Raw genomic sequence first — 19191 nt, 5'->3', positions numbered from 1 at the left:
TGGGCTGCTTCTTACGTCCGAACTTGCTCACTGATGTCTCCCGTTTGTCCGTGGGTACTCAGCACATATTACTGTTCCATTACCCCAATGGCGCGGCCGACCGGAAACTGTGCGCGATCAGACAGCAGGCGGACCGCGAAGTCCGCCCGCTGCCCTGTGATCAGGAGGTCGTGCGCAGTTCCCGTCGCAGTATCTTGCCGGTGACGGTCTTGGGCAGTTCCTCCACCAGCACCACGGAGCGTGGGTACTTGTACGCCGCCATCCGCTGCTTGCAGTGATCGATCAGATCTTCCGGCGTCACCGACGCCCCCGCGACGAGGCTGACGAACGCCTTCACCGTCTCACCGCGGTATTCGTCGGCGATCCCGACGACAGCCGCCTCGCGGACCGCGGGATGTTCGGCAAGAACGTCCTCGACTTCGCGTGGCCACACCTTGTAGCCGGACGCGATGATCATGTCCTTCTTACGGTCGACGACGTAGAACCAGCCGGCTTCGTCCATGAACCCCACGTCGCCGGTGTGGAACCACCCGTCGCGAATGGCCGACGCACTCTCCTCCGGCTTGTTCCAGTAACCGCGCACCACCTGTGGACCTCGGACGACCAGTTCGCCGATCTCTCCGATCGGCAGGACCGCACCGCCCTCGTCTTCGATGCGGACCACGGTGTTGGGTACTGGAACGCCGACGGACAGTGCCCCGGACGTGGGGTCGACGGGGGTATCTGCCCCGACGGGAACGGCGTGAGTGGGCGACGTGGTCTCGGTCAGCCCGTAGATGTTGTGCAGCGCAGCACCGGTCATGGCGCGGACTGCCTCGGCGGCTGTCGGCGAGATGGGTGCGCCGCCGGAATACAGCAACCGCATGGAGGTGAAGTCTTCCGGCGCGCAACCCGGAGTGTTGAGCAGCGCGGTGAACGCAGTGATGGCGCCGACTGTGAATGTCGGGCGGTGCTCACGAATCGCGTCGAGCATCACCTCGGGCTGGAAGCGATAGGCCAGCACCAGCGGCATTCTCGCCAGGACGGACACCCCGATGTGACCGATCAACCCCGTGATGTGGAAGAGCGGTGCGACCCCGAGAACCGTGTCTTTCGGGGTGAGCCCCAGCCAGTCACGGTAGACCTGGGCGTTGAAGGTCATGTTCGCGTGAGAGGTCATCGCTCCCTTCGGCGGACCTGTGGTTCCCGACGTATAGGTCAGTACCGCAATGTCTTCCGGTGCAGCGTCGGTAGTGATCGGATCGCCGAGACGATGCTGGTCGATCAGCGTCGCGAGATCGTCGGTACCGAGATCCTTCTTGACGATTCCGTCGAAAATCCTCGGATCGTTGCGGCTTTGGTACTCGAGTTCCGAGGTGGTGATGACTCGCCTGACCGGCGAGTCGGAGACGACATTGCGGCCGACGGACTCGTAGAGCCCCTCGAGAGCGATCAGAACCGCTGCTCCGGAATCTTCGAGTTGGTATCCCAGTTCTCGTTCACGGCTCATGGGATTGATCGAGACTGCGACGCCGCCGGCTTTCCAGATTCCGGCGAGGGCGAGCACGAATTGCGGAACGTTCTGCAGGAAGAGTGCGACACGGTCTCCCTTCGTCAGACCACCTGCTCGTAGTGCGCGGGCCAGGGCGTCACTCTGCTGATCCAGTTCGGCGAAACTGAGTTGACCGTCGAAGTACTTCACAGCCGTGGCGTCCGGATCAGAGCGGACCGCCGCTGCCAACATTTCGAGCGTTGTGGGCTGTTCGACGTCGATGTCGGGGGGAACGTCGTTGCGGTACAACGCCAACCAAGGGCGATCTTCGTATGTCATTTGATGGCAACCGGATTCACGGGAGAGCCGCTGGCCTTGGCAACCTTGAGCGGTGCGGCGACGTACAGGAACGTGTACTGGCCGTCGGACGCGCAGTCCGCGGCCAGCTTCTCCAGATCGCAGATCTCGGTGAACACCACTCCGAGGTTGCGCATCAATGCGTTGTGGAGAACCAGTGCCACACCGTTTTCGGGGTCGGTGGTGACCTCGTTGGCAATGGTGTCAGTGACAAGGTTGGGGATCTCCATGTCCTGGAACCACTGGACGAGTTCGGGGCTGTAGATCAGGCCGGGCTCGCAGAAGCCCTCGTAGAAGGCTTCGCCCTGGTCGAAGAACAGCTTGAGGAAGTTGGTGCGGATGACGAGGATGTCACGCTTCTCGATGGTGACCCCCTGCGCTTCGGCACAGGCCAAAAGATCATGGTGCGTGAAGGTTTCGGCCTTGTCGAGGTTTTCCTTGCCGCGGAACTTTGCCATGTCGAGAAGTACTGCGCGTCCGACGACGCCACGGTCGGCAATCGGTTCGACGCTGGCCTTCTCCAGGCCGCCGACAGTGGTGTCAGCGGAGTATCCGTTCCACAGCGCGCCGTCGTACCAGACGTGGCCGAGCGCGTCGTACTGCGTCGAACCCTGCAGGAACGCGTCGATCTTGTCGTCCGCGTAATGCAGGCCGCCGGGGAAGTTGGGGGCGTCGTCGCCGTCCCAGCTGCTCTCGTCGAAGATCTGTGTGCGCTCGGCAGGGCTGCGTCCCGGCCACACCGGATCACCCTTGGGGTCGCCGATGAGCCGTTGAAGCGTGAACACGGAACCCTGCTTGATGGTTCCGACGCCACGAAGCACCTGTCCGGCGTCGAGGTAGTTCAGTGAACCGACCTCGTCGGACTCTCCCCACTTGCCCCAGTTGCTGGGTGCGTCGCGCAGGAGTTCTCCAAGATATGGCGCCTCGGTCATGGTGATTCGATCCTCTCGCTACCGACACCGAACGATCGCTCGGGCGGACCTGGGTCTTTGTGATCCACATCATGTTCAGGCCGATAATCAGTAGTCAACAGGTTCACCGATTGCCGTGGTCATCGCATTGTTGGAAATCCAATGTTCGGGAATACTGAACACTGTGACCGAATTCGAGAATGCCGTCCTGATCGGAGCGTCGATCCGGCAAGCCCGGCGTCACCGTGGGCTCTCGCTGCGCGAATTGGCCAGGCGTCTCGGCGTCAGCGCAGCTACCCTCAGCGCCGTCGAGACCGGAAAGACCAGAGTCAGCGTCGACAGGTTGGCGGCAATCGGCGGGATTCTCGGAGTGCGTTTCGACGCTCTGCTCCCGGCTGCGATAGTGCGTCCGCCAGAACAGCCACGATGGGGAGGCGACGACGCCGACCCGAACGCACATTTTCGCCCGAACGAGTGGCGAAGGTTCGGCCCGAGTTCGTTCGATCCGGTGTTGGCGGCCGCGCTCGCGGAGATGGTGAAGACCGGATATCACGGTGCTGCGATGCGTGAGATCGCCAAACGTGCGCAGATGAGTGTTCCAGGTCTGTACCACCACTATTCCAGCAAGCAGCAGATGTTGGCCGAAATTCTCGACCTCACCATGGATGAACTCAACACGCGATCGTTGGCGGCAATCGACGAGGGCGAAAGTCCCTCCGAAAGGCTGGCTTTCCTCGTCGAATGTGTGACCTTGTTCCATATCTATCGGCGTGATCAAGGATTCCTCGGCGCCAGCGAAATGCGCAGTCTCACAGCCGAGAACAGGTTGCGCATCACGGAATCACGCAACTACCAGCAATGGTTGATGACGAAGCAGGTCGACGACGGAATCGCCGCCGGTGTGTTCGGGACGGATCGGCCGAGACAGGCCGCGCGTGCAATCGTCGTGATGTGTGTCTCTGTCGCGCAATGGTATCGGCCGAGCGGACCACAAACGCCCGAGGAAATTGCACGCGACTACGCGCGTTTTGCACTGGATCTGGTGCGCCTTCAGCGACCGTGACGGACGTCATCCGGTTCGGGTGATGCGCCTGCGGGCAAAGGGGTCCATGCTTGGAAGGTATCCGTACCGCGACTCGAGTAAGGAACGAAACCCAATGTCTTCCAATCTGTCTCACAAGGCCTACATGATCGGTGCCGGCATCGGAAACCTCTCGGCTGCCGTCTATCTGATTCGAGACGGTGAGTGGAACGGTGAGGACATCACCATCATGGGCCTGGACATGCACGGAGCGAACGACGGCGAATCTGCCGCTACGTTTCAGCACCAGTACGGCCATCGCGAACTCGGTAACGACGCGGGTTTCATCAATCGTGGCGGTCGCATGCTCAACGAGGAGACCTATGAGAACCTCTGGGACGTGCTGAGTGTGGTTCCGTCGCTGGACAACCCGGGAAAATCGGTGACGGATGACATTCTCGATTTCGACCACGCACATCCGACGCACGACGTCGCACGATTGATCGATCGCGACGGTATTCGCAACAAGGGTGAAAACGACTACAAGCACATGCAATTCGACAACAAGGATCGGTACTTGTTGACGAAGCTGATGACGATGCCGGAGTCGGACGAGGCAAAACTCGACGACATCAGTATCGAGCAGTGGTTCGAGGACACTCCGCACTTCTTCACCACCAACTTCTGGTACATGTGGGAGACCACATTTGCTTTCAAGCGGGTGAGTTCGGCGATGGAGCTGCGCCGGTACATGAACCGAATGATTCTCGAGTTCAGTCGCATTCAAACTCTTGCCGGTGTCACCAGATCCCCGTACAACCAGTACGAGAGCATCATCTTGCCGATGCGGGCCTTCCTCGAAGGCAAGGGCGTGAAGTTCGTCAACGAACTGAAGATCACGGAGTTCGTGTTCAAGGACACCCCGCTGCGAGACGAAATCATCGTGACGGGACTCGATTACGAAAACGTCCGCACCGGTGAGAAGGGCAGAATCGACGTGGCGGAGGGCGATCTCGTCTTCGACACCAACGGCAGCATCACCGACAGTTCTTCGATCGGCGATCTCGACACGCCGATCGTCGAAGACATGAGATACGCACCGAGTGCGCTGCTGTGGAAGCAGGCCACCGAGCATTTCTACGATCTCGGGAATCCCGACAAGTTCTTCGGGGACCGGGCGCAGAGTGAGTGGACCAGCTTCACCGTCACCACTTCGTCACACGAGCTCATCAACGAGATTTCCCGAATCACCAAGCAGCTCCCCGGAAATGCGCTCAACACATTCGTGGACTCGAACGTGCTTCTCTCGATCGTGGTCCACCATCAGCCGCACTACCACGCGCAGAAGGAGAACGAAGGAGTCTTCTGGGGTTACTGTCTGTTCCCGCGCAAGGACGGCGACTACGTGAAGAAGCCGTTCATCGAGATGACCGGGCGGGAAATGCTGGAAGAGACGCTCGGACACCTCGAGGCGCTCGACGAGAGCGGTGCGCTCGCCGCGCGTCGACAAGAGATTATGGACAGCGTCGTGAATTCGATACCCAGCCATATGCCTTACGCCAGTGCGCTGTTCAATCGGCGCGCCGTCGGCGACCGGCCGCTGGTGGTGCCGAAGCACTCCAAGAACCTGGCGTTCATCAGTCAGTTCGCGGAGCTGCCGTTCGACATGGTGTTCACCGAGCAGTACTCGGTGCGCTGCGCTCAGGTAGCCGTCTACAAGTTCCTGGGGATTCCGGAAGACAAGCTCACCAAGATGCATCACTACGAGAAGGATCCGAAGGTCCTCGCCAAGGCCGCAGTGACGATGTTCCGCTGAGGGGTGCTCAGCGACCGTGCCGCTTCTCGTAGTCCTCGCGAGTGCGATCGGCACGGCGCTGGGCCTTCTCGTCGAGCAGTTCGGGATCGAGTCCGTGGCTCAGCAGGCGGTGACGGCGGTAGATGGTCCCGAGCGCCACGACGAAGTACGCGAGCGGGATGAGCAACAAGGCCATCATGGCCAAGGGAATCCAGATCGGTCCCGGAATCAAGAGGAACAGCAGAAGGATCAGCGTCGCCGGCACGGTGAAGCGGATGATGTAGCGGGCCTGGGCACCCGGTCCGACCAGATCGTTCCGCACCCAGTCCTGGTACCGGTCGGGGAGCGTCTTCCCCAGGAGGTATCCGCAGTACTGAGGAAAGTTCGGGCGAGTCTGTTCGGCCATGGCATCCAGGATAGTGCCTGGTACTGCCGCTTACACCGGTGCCTTGAACGTGCGTCGGTAGGCGCTCGGTGAAACGCCGAGCGCCTCGTTCATGTGTTGACGCATGGATGTCGCAGTCCCGAAGCCGGTTCGAGTAGCAATCGCATCGATCGACAGATCGGATTCCTCCAGTAGTTCCCGCGCCCGATCGACACGTCTGCTGGTCAACCAGCGGTTCGGTGTGGTTCCGACTTCGTCGCGGAATCGACGGCTGAACGTGCGGACGCTCATGTTGGCGCGCGTCGCCAGGTCCGCCAGGGTGATCGGGTCGTCGAGATGTTCGAGGGCCCAGTGCCGAGCGTCGGCAGTCGATTCCGAAGGCTTGTCGGCCAGGGGGCGTCGGATGTACTGAGCTTGGCCACCGTCGCGCCACGGCGGTACGACGCAACGCCTCGCGACGGTGTTCGCCACTTCCATGCCGTGGTCACGCCTGACGATATGCAGGCAGAGGTCGACTCCCGACGCCACCCCGGCCGAGGTCAGGATGTGGCCTTCGTCGACGAACAGCACGTCCGGATCCACGTTCACCTTGGGATAGACACGCTGGAAATGGTCGGTGTTACGCCAGTGCGTCGTGGCGCGGAGTCCGTCGAGCAAACCCGCCGCGGCGAGGATGTACGACCCGGTGCAGATCGAGACCAGCCGAGTGCCCGGCCGGATGTGTTGGAAAGCTGCGGCCAACTCGGGGGAGAGGTAGCCGTCTTCGTAGGCCGGACCCAACTCGTACGACGCGGGTATGACGACGGTGTCGGCGGTGGCGAGCAACTCGCTCCCGTGGTCGACCGAGATGCTGAAGTCTGCGTCGGTCTGCACGGGATTGCCGTCGACGGTGCACGTCAGGATCTCGTACAGCGGCCGATCCTCGACGTCGAGGGCACGTCCGAAGATGCGCGCCGGGATGCCGAGTTCGAAGGGGATGACTCCATTCAGAGCCAGTACGACGACGCGATGCGGACCAGACATGGCTTGATTCTTTCATATATTGGCAATCTGGCCACTGTTCTCGATCGAATCCGAACTGCAGAATTCTCTCTGTGACTTCTGAGACCGCTCTCCCCGAATCAGGCCAACAGCAGGTGAGCCCGCCGCGCTTTCACCGCGCCTGGTCCGTCGCGATCGTGGCGTTCCTGGCGTTGGTCGGTGCGGCGAGCTTCCGCGCTGCCCCATCGGTGCTGATCGATCCGCTGCACGAGGATTTCGGGTGGTCGCGCGCCAGCATCTCGGCGGCCGTCTCGGTCAACCTGATTCTGTACGGGTTGACCTCGCCGTTCGCTGCTGCCTTGATGGAGAGGTTCGGTATCCGGGCGGTCGTCACCTCGGCGTTGGCGCTCATCTCGCTCGGCAGTGGTCTCACCATCTTCATGACCTCGAGTTGGCAGCTCATTCTGCTGTGGGGTGTCTTCGTCGGTCTCGGTACCGGTTCGATGGCGCTGGCGTTTGTCGCCACGGTCGTCGATCGCTGGTTCGTCGAGAAGCGTGGTCTCGTGACCGGCATCCTGACGGCCGGTGGTGCTGCCGGTCAGCTGGTGTTCCTTCCGGTCCTGGCGAAGATCGCCGAAACGTACGACTGGAAGAGCGTCGCCTTCACAGTTTCGTTTGCCGCACTGGCCGTTGTGCCGTTCGTTCTGCTGTTCCTGCGTAACTATCCGTCAGACGTGGGTACGACGCCTTACGGAGCGCCCGCCGATTACGCCCCACCCGCCAAGCCTGTCTACCAGCGCGGCGGCGCCGGAGGCCGGGCGATCTCGGTGCTGGTGATGGCGTCGAAGACCAAGGTGTTCTGGCTTCTCGCCGGTACCTTCGCGATCTGTGGCGCGAGCACCAACGGCCTGATCGGCACGCACTTCGTCCCGGCGTCGCACGATCACGGAATGCCGATCACCACGGCCGCGTCACTGTTGGCGTTGATCGGAATCCTCGACATGGTCGGCACCATCGCTTCGGGTTGGTTCACCGACCGCATGGACTCGCGAAAACTTCTCGGCATCTACTACCTGTTCCGCGGAATCTCGCTGCTCTTCCTGCCGCTGCTGCTCGCCAACACCGTGAATCCGCCGATGATCGCGTTTGTCATCTTCTACGGGCTCGATTGGGTGGCGACGGTTCCGCCGACCGTCGCGCTGTGCCGTCAACACTTCGGCGCCGACGCTCCCATCGTGTTCGGTTGGGTGCTGGCATCTCATCAGATCGGCGCGGGTCTGGTGGCATTCTTGGCCGGCCTCGTTCGTGATCAGATCGGCTCGTACGACGCTGCATTCTTGGTGGCCGGCGCGCTCTGCGCGATCGCTGCAGTCATGTCGTTGTTGATCGCAAAACGTCCGAAAGAGGCAGTATTGGTTGACTCTGTCTGATTCGGCACTGTGATCGGTACCACCGACGGGGTAAGTTGTGTGTAACTCCAAGAACTACTCACCAGTAGGGGTACTGAAATGCCAGCTCCGTCCGCTGCGACCTTCTCGCGGCTCGCCGATCTGATCGCCATCGACAATGTTGCCGATCGCCCGACGAAGTCCATCACCGAGGTGTTCACCGGCAAGGAGCTGGCGACCATCCCCGTCGGCACCGCCGACGACGCACTTGCGGCCATCGCCCGTGCCCGCGTCGCCCAGAAGGAATGGGCCAAGCGCTCCGTCCTCGATCGCGCCGCCGTCTTCCACCGCTACCGCGATCTCATCCTCGAGAACCGCGACGCCCTCATGGACATGGCTCAGGCCGAGACCGGAAAGTCGCGTACCGCAGCTCAGGAAGAAGTCCTCGACATCTCGATGACGTCGCGGCACTACGCACGTGTGGCTCCGAAGCTGCTGCGTCCGCGTCGCGTCTCCGGCATGCTCCCGGGCCTGACGAAGACCGTCGTCCGCTACCAGCCCAAGGGTGTCGTCGGCGTCATCTCGCCGTGGAACTACCCGATGACGCTGGCCGTGTCCGACGCCATCGCCGCGCTGCTCGCCGGTAACGCCGTTGTCCTCAAGCCGGACAGCCAGACACCGTACTGCGCGCTCGCCTGCGTCGAACTGCTCTACAAGGCGGGTCTGCCTCGCGACCTCTTCGCCGTGGTTCCCGGGCCGGGCTCCGTCGTCGGCACCGCCCTGGTCGAGAACACCGATTACCTCATGTTCACCGGTTCCACCGCGACCGGTCAGCTCCTCGCCGAGCAGGCCGGCCGTCGACTGATCGGCTTCTCCGCCGAACTCGGTGGCAAGAACCCGATGATCGTTGCCGCCGGCGCAGACCTGCGCGAGGTCACCGACGCCGCTGTGCGTGCGTGCTTCTCCAACTCCGGTCAGCTGTGCATCTCCATCGAGCGCATCTACGTCGAAGAGTCCATCGCACCCGAGTTCATCCGCATGTTCGGTGACCGCGTCAAGAAGATGAACCTCGCCGCCGGATACGAATTCGGAATCGAGATGGGCAGCCTCGTCTCCGAGGCGCAGGTCAAGGCAATCTCCGCTCATGTCGATGACGCAGTGGTCAAGGGCGCCACCGTCATTGCCGGTGGCAAGGCTCGGCCGGACATCGGACCGCTGTTCTACGAGCCCACCCTGCTCACCGGGGTTCCCGAAGACGCCGAGTGCTACCGCGACGAGACCTTCGGGCCGCTCGTCTCGATTTACCCCGTCAAGGACGTCGAAGAGGCCATCGCTGCGGCCAACGACACCGAGTACGGCCTCAACGCCAGTGTGTGGGCGGGAAGCAAGGCTGCCGGCGAAGCCATCGCAGCGCGCATCCACGCCGGCACCGTCAACGTCGACGAGGGTTACGCACCCACCTGGGGCAGCACCGCAGCACCGATGGGCGGTATGGGTGTCTCGGGCGTCGGTCGTCGTCACGGCGCCGAGGGGCTGATCAAGTACACCGAACCGCAGACCGTTGCCACCACTCGCGTCATGAATCTCGGTGGACCGCGCGGACTTCCGGCCAAGGTGTGGGCAAAGCTCATGCCTCACGCCATCAAGATCATGTCCTGGGTTCCGGGCCGGTAACGGGTGGAAACCGCCAGCGCGTACATCGAGGCAACGCCGGTATCGGTGTGGAAGGTTGTCAGCGACATCGAAGGTATGGGTCGCTTCAGTCCTGAAAACACCGGTGGAACATGGACTTCCGGAACTCCGGGCACTGTGGGTGCAAAGTTCAAGGGCACCAACAAGCATGGTCTGATTCGGTGGAGCACGCACTGCACGGTGGTCGACGTGGTCGACTGCCGGAGGTTCTCCTTCGAATCGGACGAGCCGAAAGCGCGGTGGACCTTTGTGCTCGAGCCTTCGGGAACGGGCACTGTGCTTACCGAGACTCGTGAGATCTATGCGACGCCTGCGCTTTACGTGCGCATGATGTCGGGTAGCGGCCTACTCGGTCGGGGTCGAGATCAGCTGATGCAGACCGGAATGGAAACCACCCTGGCGCGCATCAAGGCGTTTCTGGAGAGCTAGAAACTGACACAAGTGGGGCTGCACTCGATTCGAGTGCGGTCCCACTTCTGTTGTTGGAGATCTAGTTTGCAGTGCTGATGAGCGCAGCGTCGATGAGCGCGGTGTAGACACGCTCCGGTTCTTCGGCGATGCGATTGAGTACGTACAGCCACCACTGTGTTCCGAAGATGACGTATTCGCGTGTGGTGAAGCCCGCTCCTCGGAGTGCGTCCAGTTGCTCGGTGCCGAGGCCGAGCAGCATCTCGAACTCGACGTGCTCGCCTCTGAGCTTCGAATCATGTTCGGCACGTAGTGCTTCGAGGATGTCGCGGTCATGTGTCGCGATGGAGACCTGGTGACCCGAGTCGACGATTCGGGCTGCGTAGTCGAGATACGCGCTGCGCAGTTCGGCACTACCGCGTGGGTAGGCGACGGACTCGGCTTCGAGGAAGGCGCCCTTCACGAGACGGATGCGGCCGGGTCGGTCCAGCAGAGCGGCGAGATCCTTTGCCGTGCGGTGCAGCCGGGCCTGAACGGTGATCCCCACGTGAGTGAAGCGCTCGGCCAGTCGCGCGTGCATGTCGAGGACCAGGTCGGTGCGGTCGGACGCTTCGGCGGAGATGATCAGCTCGGCACCTGCGCGTTCCGTGGTCTCGGCCAGGCGCACGACATTGCGAAAGCACTGCTCCGGATCGATGACCAAGCCGATGTGCGAGAGGTCGAACGACACGGTGCTGTCTACGCCCGACGTTCCGATCCGTTCCGCCAATTCCACGAACACATCGGTTTCGGCGTTCGCGAGTTCGGGATCCCGGACGCTTTCCCCGGTGTATTCGATGCTCGCCTTGTGTCCTCGCGCGAAGATCGAGGGGAGTCGGTCGAAAGCGTCGTCGATGGTTTCGCCGCCGATGTAGCGAGCGGCGACTTTCCGTGCGAGTGCTGCCGTCGCAGCGTCCGCCATGGTGCGTTCTTTCAGGGATTCGTCGAGTGCGAGGCGGCGTAGGACGTCCGCGGCCTGGGCTTGTAGATCCGTGTTCACGGCTTCAGCGTATCCGGACGAGGGTGCGGGAATTATTCTACGAACCCTTGCGTTCGATCTATTGTCGATATATCGTCGATACGTCAAACAAACACAGACAGTCCAGGAGGACAACATGTACGCCCCACACAACAACCCAGAAATGCAAGAACGTCGCGAGCATGGCCGCCGAGGCCCGCATCGTGGACACGGTTTCCGTCGAGGATTCGAGGGCGAGCGACCCGAGGGTCGCTTCGAAGACCGAGCAGAAGGACGCCCCGAAGGCCGGCGCGGTCGACTTGACCAGCGCGGACACGGTCGGCCTCACTTCGGTGAAGCCGGCGCAGCGCTCCGTCCCGCGATGGGCCTACTCCGAGGTGCCGCTGTCGCGGTAGCCGCAGGTGGGACCGCCGAGCAGGTAGCCAAGGCCGAGGCAATTCTCGCCGAGGCACGCCGAGCACTGTTCGAGATGCTGGCGGAAAAGTCGGCTGACGCGCAGCAGGCTCACACAGAATCTACCGACACGCTGCCGGCAGAGTGATCACGGCGCTCAGGCGCCGACGGTGACTTCCTCGCTGTTCATGCCGGAAACGTGGCCGTCGGCGCCCTCTCGCCAGTACCCGACAACATTGTGCTTGTCGCGAGCTATTCCTCGAACTTCCCTCAGATGCTTACGAATACGACGGCTGGTTGCGCTTTCGCACGCCACCCACGCGTAGACGTCGGCCGATTCGGATTCGGGAAACTCGACCTTCTCCACAGCCTCGAACAGTGCGCTCGGCGCCTTTCCGAGGCCACTCCCCACGAGCCACGTGTACGTGACGTCGCCGCGAGTGACAAATTCCTGTCGATCCTCTTCGGTTTCGACCTCGATGATCGCCTGTGCGACATCGCCCTCTCGAAGTTCTTCGACAATCCTGCCCAGTCCGGGGAGACCCGTGGCGTCTGCGACCAGCAGCTGCCAGCGAGGACCCGCCGGTGCTTGGTAGTGGGACCGCGAACTGTCCGACCAGAAGACGCCTAGTAGGTGACCTGGTTCGGCCCGCAGGGCCCAATCCGCTGCAATACCGCCAGGGTGCACGACGAAGTCGATGTCCAGACGTCGGCCGCCGTCGTGCACCTTGCGCACGGTGTAGTGCCGCCACGGTGGCTCGGTTCCGAGATCGGCCTTGCCGTAGTCGGGATTGTTGAAGTAGTCGTAATCTGCTTCTGTTTCACCGGGTTTCGGGAACGCGATGTCGATGCGCTCGTCGCCTTGTCCGCCGGTCGGCCAGTGCCAGTTGCCTTCTGCCTCGATGCTGATTCGCCGCATGTGCGGGGTCAGGGACGTGACGGTGACAACGCGGGCGGGTTCGCAGAAAGACATGCCTCGACCCTATGGGTCCGGCGTGTCGAAGTGGAGACAGATGCTGTCGCAAGACGGACATCGAGCGCAGCCGAAAAGGCCAGCGTATGCCCCGGGGCATGATTCTTCCCCGGTGCACACGCTGGCCTTTTCAGTTATGTCGGTTCACGCCGCTGTCGGTGGGCTGTTCCCGCCGATCGGCTGCTGATACGGATCGATCGACATCGGTGGGTAGAACACTGTTTTTCGGTCGGGACCGATCTCCACCCGCCACTCCGTGTGATGCAGCGTCCGATGGTGATGACCGCACAACAAGATCAGATTGTCGAGATCTGTTGGGCCGCCATCGTTCCAGTGAACAATATGATGGGCATCGCACCACCCCGACGGTGTCCCGCATCCCGGAAACGCACACCCACCATCACGAACCACCAACGCCCGCCGCTGCGGAACCGTCGCCGTTCTCGCTTCCTTACCGCAGTCGAGCGGAACACCATTCTCGTCCAGGAGGATCCGGGTGACGGTGCAGTCGCACGCCAACATCCGCGCGGTATCGATACTGATCGGGCCCACCCAATCCGCCCACGCGAACCCCAACTCCTCCGTGGACGGCAACAGGTCCTTCAAGGCTTTGAGGTCCGTCATGTCTTTCGCGGACGCGGTGACCGTGATGTGCGGTTTCACCCCGCCTTCGATCGGACCCAACCCCGCCCGCTCGTACCGCCGCAGTAGTTCGCAGAACCCGTCCGCCCGCCGCAGCGCCGGAGTACGGGTGTCCTTCACGCCGTCCTTCTCCGGTATCGGCGCAGACAGGCTCGACAACAACGTGATCAGACGGGCCCCGTTCACAGCATCCAGATCGCCCTTCACGGTCACCCGTCCGTACAACCCTTTCGAGGCGTAGAACTCGTTACGTTCGGAATCCTCACCCACCGGAACGCCGTCTTCGCGTTTGCCGTACTGCTTCTCGATCCGCCGGATCGCCGCCCGCACCGCATCACAATCGGCAATGTTCTTCGACGCCAACCCCAACAGGATCCCGCGGGCCTTGTCCACATCCGCCGGCGTCATGTTCTTGGGTGGATGCTGACAAAACGACGCCACCTGACGGGCTTTCAACGCATCCACGTCACCGCGATGAAACGCATCGCCGACAACAGGTTCGAGCATCAACAACCGCGCCAACCCGACGAGCAGACTGCACTCACCGATCTCCAAATTCGTCGAACCATGCAACCACTGCGCGATCGCCCGAAAACCCTTCCCACCGAGAACCTCCCGGGAAAACATCTCCACGATCAGCAACACCAACCGCGACTGCAACTCGTGCCGGACACGCACCAGATCGAGAACCTCACTCTTGAGGCCCTCGCCATCCAGCTGCCACGCTTCCCGACTGTCCATGCCCAAAGTCTAATCGAACAAAGTTTCGAAAACAAGAGAATTGTGAGCGAAAATTGCTGCTGTCCAGCTACTTTCGACAATTCGGGCAAATGTCAGATCGAACCCAGCTCCCGCGCACGAGCTACCGCCGACGTCCGCGACTTCACTCCCAACTTGCCGAAGATGTGAACCAGGTGCGACTTGACCGTGGTCTCACTCAGGAACAGTTCTTTGCCGATCTCTCGGTTGGAGCGACCCGCCGCCACCAACTTCAGAACTTCGATTTCCCTTGGGCTGAGGCTAGTTTCGGGTTTGCGTACCCGAGTCATGAGCTTCGACGCGATGGCGGGGGAGAGAACGCTGTCCCCGCTCGCAGCGGCGCGGACGGCTGACAGCAACTCGACCGGTGGTGTGTCCTTGAGTAGGTACCCGCTGGCCCCGGCCTCGACAGCGCTCAAGATGTCTGCATCCGTGTCGTAGTTGGTCACGACGAGTACGTGCGGCGGATTCGGCAGCGCGCACACCGCGCGGGTGGCGTCGACGCCCGTCTTCCCGGGGCCGAATCGCAGGTCCATGAGCACGAGGTCGACCGGCGTGGTGGCGCAGAAGGCTATGGCTTCCTCGGCGGTGCCCGCTTCGCCGACTACCTCGATGTCGGCTTCGCTTTCCAGCAGCGCTCGTAACCCGGCGCGCACGATCGCGTGATCGTCGGCGAGCAGCAGGCGGATCACGGTTCGCCCACTTCGAGAGGAAACGTCACTGCGACGGCCGTGTGTCCCGGCTCGGACTCGATGGAGAAAGTCCCGCCCTGCAGTTCGACGCGCCGGCGAATTGCATTGAGGCCAAAAGATTCCGCCGGGCCACGTTCGAGAACTGCCACGTCGAAGCCGCGACCGTTGTCGACCACGTCGAGGCTGACGGTGTCGTCGGAATAGGTCAGTGTCACAGCCATTCTGGTTGCATCGGCATGGCGGAGAACATTGGACACCGCGCCCTGAGCGATGCGCACCAATGTTGCTTCGAGGGGCATCGGTAGCCGGACTGCCTCGCCTTCGACCACGGACCGCGCTTCCAGTTCAGGACTGCTCGCGCGTTCGCAGATTCGACGAAGCGCGTCGGCGAGCGACTGACCGTCCAAGGCCGCGGGTGTCAATTCGGCGATGAGTTGGCGGGTTTCGGCAAGACTGTCCGCGGCAGTTTCCCGTGCGAGGCTGATCTGACGGATGGCCGGGCTGTCCGGATCGGCGCGTTCGGCAGCGTGAAGGAGCATCTGGATGCTCGAAAGTCCTTGGGCCACGGTGTCGTGAATCTCGGCGGCGAGTCTTTCACGTTCCGCGAATTTTCCGGCATCGCGAGACGTCGACGCCAATTCTTCACGAGTATTCATCAACTCGTCGATGAGACGACCGCGCTCGGCTGCCTCGCGGTACAGCGCTTGATATCCGAGGCCGATTGCAACCGCTACGGCAGCGCCGATGATCGGGCCGACGGCGCCGGCAATCGTCCATCCACGATGCAGGCCGGTGCCGACCACGGCGACAGCCGTTGCCGCGGTGACGGCGAGAAGACTCCAGGGGCGTCGCAGAATATGGAGATAGAGGAAGAAGAGTCCGAACGCGAGGTAGGCGGCGTCGGCGGATACCGCCATCGTCGCGATCCAGACGAGGGTCAGCACGGCCAGCCACCAGCGGGCAGCGTTGCCGCGCAGCCTTTTGGCGACCCCGAAAAGATAGACGGCAACAAAGATCACGGCCAACGCGATGATTGTTGCGGTCAGGTCGGATTCGTCGATCAGCGCTCGAAGAAACACCACACCGGCCAGCGCCATGACAAGGACATGCAGGCCCAGTTGTAGGCCGGCGAAGACAGGCGTGAGCGGAGATCGGTGCATCTCGCCCAGCTTAGCGAGGTTCGGGCCTCGTTCATCCATCAAAAGTTGTAAACCGGGATGGTTCTTTCGAGCGCTGGAATGTCGATCCGAGGTGCGATGGAAAGAGTCTGCATCCGCGAGAGCGTAGAGGCAAGCACAGGAAAGGAATTCACAGTGTTTGTCGCAATGAGGGACTTACGGGCAGCGCGAGGTCGTTTCGCGCTGATCTCCGTCGTGGTTCTGTTGGTTGCACTTCTGGTCAGTTTTCTCAGCGGGTTGACTGCAGGACTTCGCCATCAGAACGTGTCAGCCATCGAGGCCATGAATGCCGACACGGTGGTGTTCGCCGACACCGGAGCCGGGGCGTCGTTCGACGAGTCGGCGCTCACGCAGGACCAGGTCAACGCTTGGACCTCCACGTCGAAGGACGTCGATCCCATCGGAATCGGTCGCGGGAAAGCGGGATTGGCCGACGGAAATCAGAAGTCGGTGGCCCTGTTCGGCGCTGATGGCGGTTTCGGTGACGTGACGCCGTCGGCGTCAGGCACGGTGGTGTTGAGCGAAGGTGCCGCCCGCGATCTGGGGGCGGGCGCCGGCGATCAGGTGAGTGTCGGTACGAAGCAGTTCACCGTCAGCGCCGTTCGCGGTGACGACTGGTACAGCCATTCGCCCGTCGTCTGGATGACGCTCGACAACTGGCAGGCGGCCAATCCACGCGGCGGAGTTGCGACAGTACTGGCTGTCACCGGAGCCTCCGACGCTTCCGCAACGGACAAGGCGGCTGCGACGACGTCGACGACGGTCAGCGGTTCGCTCGACGCGATCGGTTCGTACAAGTCGGAGAACGGGTCGTTGACGTTGATGACGCTCATGTTGTTCGCGATCTCAGCCTTGGTGATCGGTGCGTTCTTCACGGTGTGGACGATCCAGCGAACTCCGGACATCGCGACGCTGAAAGCGCTCGGTGCGACTACCGGTTCGCTGGTGCGCGACGCACTGGGTCAGGCGCTCATCGTTCTGATTGCCGGTGTCACCGTCGGAATCGGGCTGACGGCCGTGGCCGGATCGCTGATCGGTGACGCCATGCCGTTTGTCCTGGACGCATCCACCACCGTCGTACCTGCCGTGGCATTGATCGGGCTCGGTCTGCTCGGCGCGGCCTTTGCACTTCGATTCCTCTCGACCACCGATCCACTCACAGCATTGGGGAGCGCACGATGACCATGACAACCGGCACCACAGTTCTCGACATCCAGAACGTCGATCTGACGTTTCCCGATGGGCAATCGCGGGTGACGGCGCTGGACGACGTGTCTCTGCGACTGCACCGCGGCGAGATCGCCGCGATCACCGGGCCCTCGGGTTCGGGCAAGTCCAGCCTGTTGGCGGTGGCGTCGACGCTGATCCGTCCGGATTCCGGGCACGTCTATCTCCGGACGCCGGAAGGCAGCACCGACATCGCTGCGCTGAGTCGGCGGGCGGCGTCGGAGCTGCGACGCTCGTCGATCGGCATCGTCTTCCAACAGTCGAACCTCGTGTCTTCGCTGACTGCACTGGAGCAGCTCGAGGTGATGGCGCATCTGGGGCAGTCCGTGTTCACGTCACGGACCCGTCGCAAGGCCGTGAAATCAAAAGCGATGGATTTGCTGGACGCTGTCGGGCTCGCGGATCAGAGCGGAAAACGGCCGTCCCAGCTGTCGGGCGGACAGCGACAGCGCGTCAATCTCGCGCGAGCATTGATGAACGATCCGCAGCTTCTCGTGGTCGACGAGCCCACGAGTGCGCTCGATCAGGAGCGCGGTGCCGCTGTCATGGATCTGATCTTCGGGGTGGTGCGGGAACGCGAGGCGGCAACCCTTCTCGTGACACACGACCGAAGTCACCTGTCTCGGATGGATACTGTCTATCGTGTTGTTGACGGTTCCTTGGCGGAGGATCAGGAGGCGCTCGCGGCGTGACTCAGGCGGGCACGATTCGGGCATTCGTCACTGCATCCGGGCGGGAAGTCAACCCGCGATTTGCTGGGCAGTTAGACTGTTGTCGACTCGGGCAACTTGAGAGGACGTGTTATGGAACGCCGCCGCAACGTTGCGCAGCCGCCACAATCGCCGATTGCGGATCTGGAGCAGATGCCTGCCCTGATTCTCCTCGACAGGCTTCCGGTGCCGGTCATGGCCGTTCACCGCGACGGCAGCATCGTTTTTGCCAATCCGTCCTTCGCTGACATGCTGGGATATCCCAAGAAGGCCGTCTCGGCGTTGCGTTTGCAGGACATCCTCTACGACAAGGATGCCGACGACGTCAGTGCAGAGCAGGCCCATCGTGAACTGAGTTCCGAGCCGGGCTCGGTCAAGGAGTTCGTGCACTCCGACTCCACGTTGGTGCGCGCGACGGTCAGCCAGTCTCTGCTCCGACGGGACGACGACACGATCACCCTTGCCGTCCTCCACGATCTGACGGAGCGCCTGTGGAACAACCCACGGCACATCGACGACAAGCCCACCAAGTAATCCCAGCTACTTCCGGGATTTGACGGTTCGGTCCAGGCCGAGGGTGGCGGCAAGGGTGTTGACCACCCATTCTTCGTACTGTTGGCCGGTCCAACCCGCGCCGACCACGAGGTCTGTATAGGTCTCGGGACTGAGCAGCGTGAGTGCGACGTTCACGGCTGTTTCGAGGTCGACGGTTGGCGCTTTTTCGACGATGCCGACCATCAGATGTTCCTGCACCGTGCGTCGCTGAGTGCGGTTGATTTGCCACAGGCGGGCGGCGTCCTCGTCGGCGGAAGCGGCAGCCCGCAGTGCCAACAGGATGTCTGCGGTGCGCTCCAGAATGAGCCGTCCGTGGTGAACCTGAATCCGGAGTTGCCCGAGTGGATGTGGGGCGCCTAGTGCTGCCGCCACCCACGGACGGTCGAGAGTTGCCGTCTTTTCCTCGTCGCCCGCAACGGCCACGTCGAGCAGTGCTGACAGCACGCTCGGCTTGTTGCCGAACACGAAATAGACACTCTGCACCGACACGCCCGCCGCCGCGGCAAGCTGCTTGATCGTGGCGGCCGCGTAGCCGGGATCGACAAAAACCTCACGCGCTGCCTCGATGATCTTGCGCCGCGCCGACGTGTCTTCCCGAAGAACCTCAGTCATGATTAGAGTCTAACTCTAGAGTC

19 protein-coding genes are annotated in these 19191 nt (G+C 62.2%); 9 read left to right on the top strand and 10 right to left on the bottom strand.

Annotation, left to right across the window (positions count from 1 at the left end; genetic code table 11):
- Positions 1 to 160: 160 nt before the first annotated feature.
- Both G4D79_RS04815 and G4D79_RS04810 read right to left on the bottom strand, forming a co-directional pair.
- Entirely contained in the window at positions 161 to 1810 is a 1650-nt protein-coding gene (locus tag G4D79_RS04815) for a class I adenylate-forming enzyme family protein (protein ID WP_099696857.1), read from the bottom strand.
- Positions 1807 to 2760, bottom strand: coding sequence for a cyclase family protein (locus G4D79_RS04810; RefSeq protein WP_003943547.1), 954 nt, complete (start codon positions 2758 to 2760; stop codon positions 1807 to 1809). Before G4D79_RS04810 ends, G4D79_RS04815 begins: the two co-directional genes overlap by 4 nt.
- A 163-nt stretch (positions 2761 to 2923) precedes the next feature.
- On the opposite strand from G4D79_RS04810, the gene G4D79_RS04805 reads away from it, so the two are divergent.
- Entirely contained in the window at positions 2924 to 3802 is an 879-nt protein-coding gene (locus tag G4D79_RS04805; RefSeq protein WP_372482283.1) for a TetR family transcriptional regulator, read from the top strand.
- A gap of 22 nt (positions 3803 to 3824) precedes the next feature.
- Positions 3825 to 5576, top strand: coding sequence for an oleate hydratase (locus tag G4D79_RS04800; protein ID WP_308252586.1), 1752 nt, complete (start codon positions 3825 to 3827; stop codon positions 5574 to 5576).
- A 7-nt stretch (positions 5577 to 5583) separates the two neighbouring features.
- On the opposite strand, the gene G4D79_RS04795 is transcribed toward G4D79_RS04800, so the two are convergent.
- Positions 5584 to 5961, bottom strand: coding sequence for a DUF5313 family protein (locus G4D79_RS04795; protein ID WP_003943558.1), 378 nt, complete (start codon positions 5959 to 5961; stop codon positions 5584 to 5586).
- Between the two features lie 30 nt (positions 5962 to 5991).
- Complete coding sequence (locus G4D79_RS04790; RefSeq protein ID WP_073512951.1) at positions 5992 to 6963, bottom strand: GlxA family transcriptional regulator; 972 nt, start codon at positions 6961 to 6963, stop codon at positions 5992 to 5994.
- 71 nt (positions 6964 to 7034) lie between these two features.
- Between G4D79_RS04790 and G4D79_RS04785 the strand changes: the two genes are divergently transcribed.
- The 3 genes from G4D79_RS04785 (at position 7035) to G4D79_RS04775 (ending at position 10430) form a co-directional block, all read left to right on the top strand.
- A complete protein-coding gene (locus G4D79_RS04785; protein WP_030536659.1) occupies positions 7035 to 8351 on the top strand; it encodes an MFS transporter in 1317 nt (438 codons plus the stop codon).
- 78 nt (positions 8352 to 8429) lie between these two features.
- Positions 8430 to 9983: a succinic semialdehyde dehydrogenase gene (locus G4D79_RS04780; protein ID WP_003943578.1), complete on the top strand. Its 1554-nt coding sequence runs from the start codon at positions 8430 to 8432 to the stop codon at positions 9981 to 9983.
- Between the two features lie 3 nt (positions 9984 to 9986).
- Positions 9987 to 10430: an SRPBCC family protein gene (locus G4D79_RS04775; protein WP_003943564.1), complete on the top strand. Its 444-nt coding sequence runs from the start codon at positions 9987 to 9989 to the stop codon at positions 10428 to 10430.
- Between the two features lie 61 nt (positions 10431 to 10491).
- Here the strand turns inward: G4D79_RS04775 and G4D79_RS04770 are convergent, their stop codons facing one another.
- Positions 10492 to 11448, bottom strand: coding sequence for a proline dehydrogenase family protein (locus G4D79_RS04770; RefSeq protein ID WP_054827482.1), 957 nt, complete (start codon positions 11446 to 11448; stop codon positions 10492 to 10494).
- Between the two features lie 115 nt (positions 11449 to 11563).
- Between G4D79_RS04770 and G4D79_RS34450 the strand changes: the two genes are divergently transcribed.
- The gene (locus G4D79_RS34450) at positions 11564 to 11968 is read left to right on the top strand and encodes a hypothetical protein (protein ID WP_231915904.1); all 405 of its coding nucleotides are present in this window, start codon (positions 11564 to 11566) and stop codon (positions 11966 to 11968) included.
- Between the two features lie 9 nt (positions 11969 to 11977).
- Here G4D79_RS34450 and G4D79_RS04760 read toward each other — a convergent pair whose 3' ends face one another.
- From G4D79_RS04760 to G4D79_RS04745, 4 genes are all read right to left on the bottom strand, one after another.
- Complete coding sequence (locus tag G4D79_RS04760) at positions 11978 to 12793, bottom strand: siderophore-interacting protein (protein WP_099696854.1); 816 nt, start codon at positions 12791 to 12793, stop codon at positions 11978 to 11980.
- Between the two features lie 144 nt (positions 12794 to 12937).
- Complete coding sequence (locus G4D79_RS04755; protein WP_099696853.1) at positions 12938 to 14176, bottom strand: HNH endonuclease signature motif containing protein; 1239 nt, start codon at positions 14174 to 14176, stop codon at positions 12938 to 12940.
- Positions 14177 to 14268: 92 nt separating this feature from the next.
- Positions 14269 to 14886 (bottom strand): response regulator transcription factor, encoded by a 618-nt coding sequence (locus G4D79_RS04750; protein ID WP_003943536.1) that lies wholly within the window; start codon positions 14884 to 14886, stop codon positions 14269 to 14271.
- Positions 14883 to 16085 carry a sensor histidine kinase gene (locus G4D79_RS04745; protein ID WP_007735882.1) on the bottom strand — a complete coding sequence of 401 codons (1203 nt, stop codon included), beginning with the start codon at positions 16083 to 16085 and terminating at the stop codon, positions 14883 to 14885. The genes G4D79_RS04750 and G4D79_RS04745 overlap by 4 nt, the downstream gene beginning before the upstream one ends.
- Positions 16086 to 16199: 114 nt before the next feature.
- Between G4D79_RS04745 and G4D79_RS04740 the strand changes: the two genes are divergently transcribed.
- From G4D79_RS04740 to G4D79_RS04730, 3 genes are all read left to right on the top strand, one after another.
- Complete coding sequence (locus G4D79_RS04740) at positions 16200 to 17246, top strand: ABC transporter permease (RefSeq protein ID WP_180279545.1); 1047 nt, start codon at positions 16200 to 16202, stop codon at positions 17244 to 17246.
- On the top strand, positions 17243 to 17983 hold the full coding sequence (locus G4D79_RS04735; RefSeq protein ID WP_099696851.1) for an ABC transporter ATP-binding protein: 741 nt from the start codon (positions 17243 to 17245) through the stop codon (positions 17981 to 17983). Before G4D79_RS04740 ends, G4D79_RS04735 begins: the two co-directional genes overlap by 4 nt.
- A 111-nt stretch (positions 17984 to 18094) precedes the next feature.
- Complete coding sequence (locus G4D79_RS04730) at positions 18095 to 18535, top strand: PAS domain S-box protein (RefSeq protein ID WP_003943598.1); 441 nt, start codon at positions 18095 to 18097, stop codon at positions 18533 to 18535.
- Positions 18536 to 18541: 6 nt separating this feature from the next.
- On the opposite strand, the gene G4D79_RS04725 is transcribed toward G4D79_RS04730, so the two are convergent.
- Positions 18542 to 19168 (bottom strand): TetR/AcrR family transcriptional regulator, encoded by a 627-nt coding sequence (locus tag G4D79_RS04725; RefSeq protein ID WP_003943606.1) that lies wholly within the window; start codon positions 19166 to 19168, stop codon positions 18542 to 18544.
- Between the last annotated feature and the right edge of the window lie 23 nt (positions 19169 to 19191).

It is taken from the genome of Rhodococcus sp. WY5 (assembly GCF_018588185.1).
Classification (GTDB): domain Bacteria; phylum Actinomycetota; class Actinomycetes; order Mycobacteriales; family Mycobacteriaceae; genus Rhodococcus_F; species Rhodococcus_F qingshengii.
Note: the sequence above shows the minus strand (reverse complement) of the source record. Positions and strands in the feature narration are given on the sequence as shown.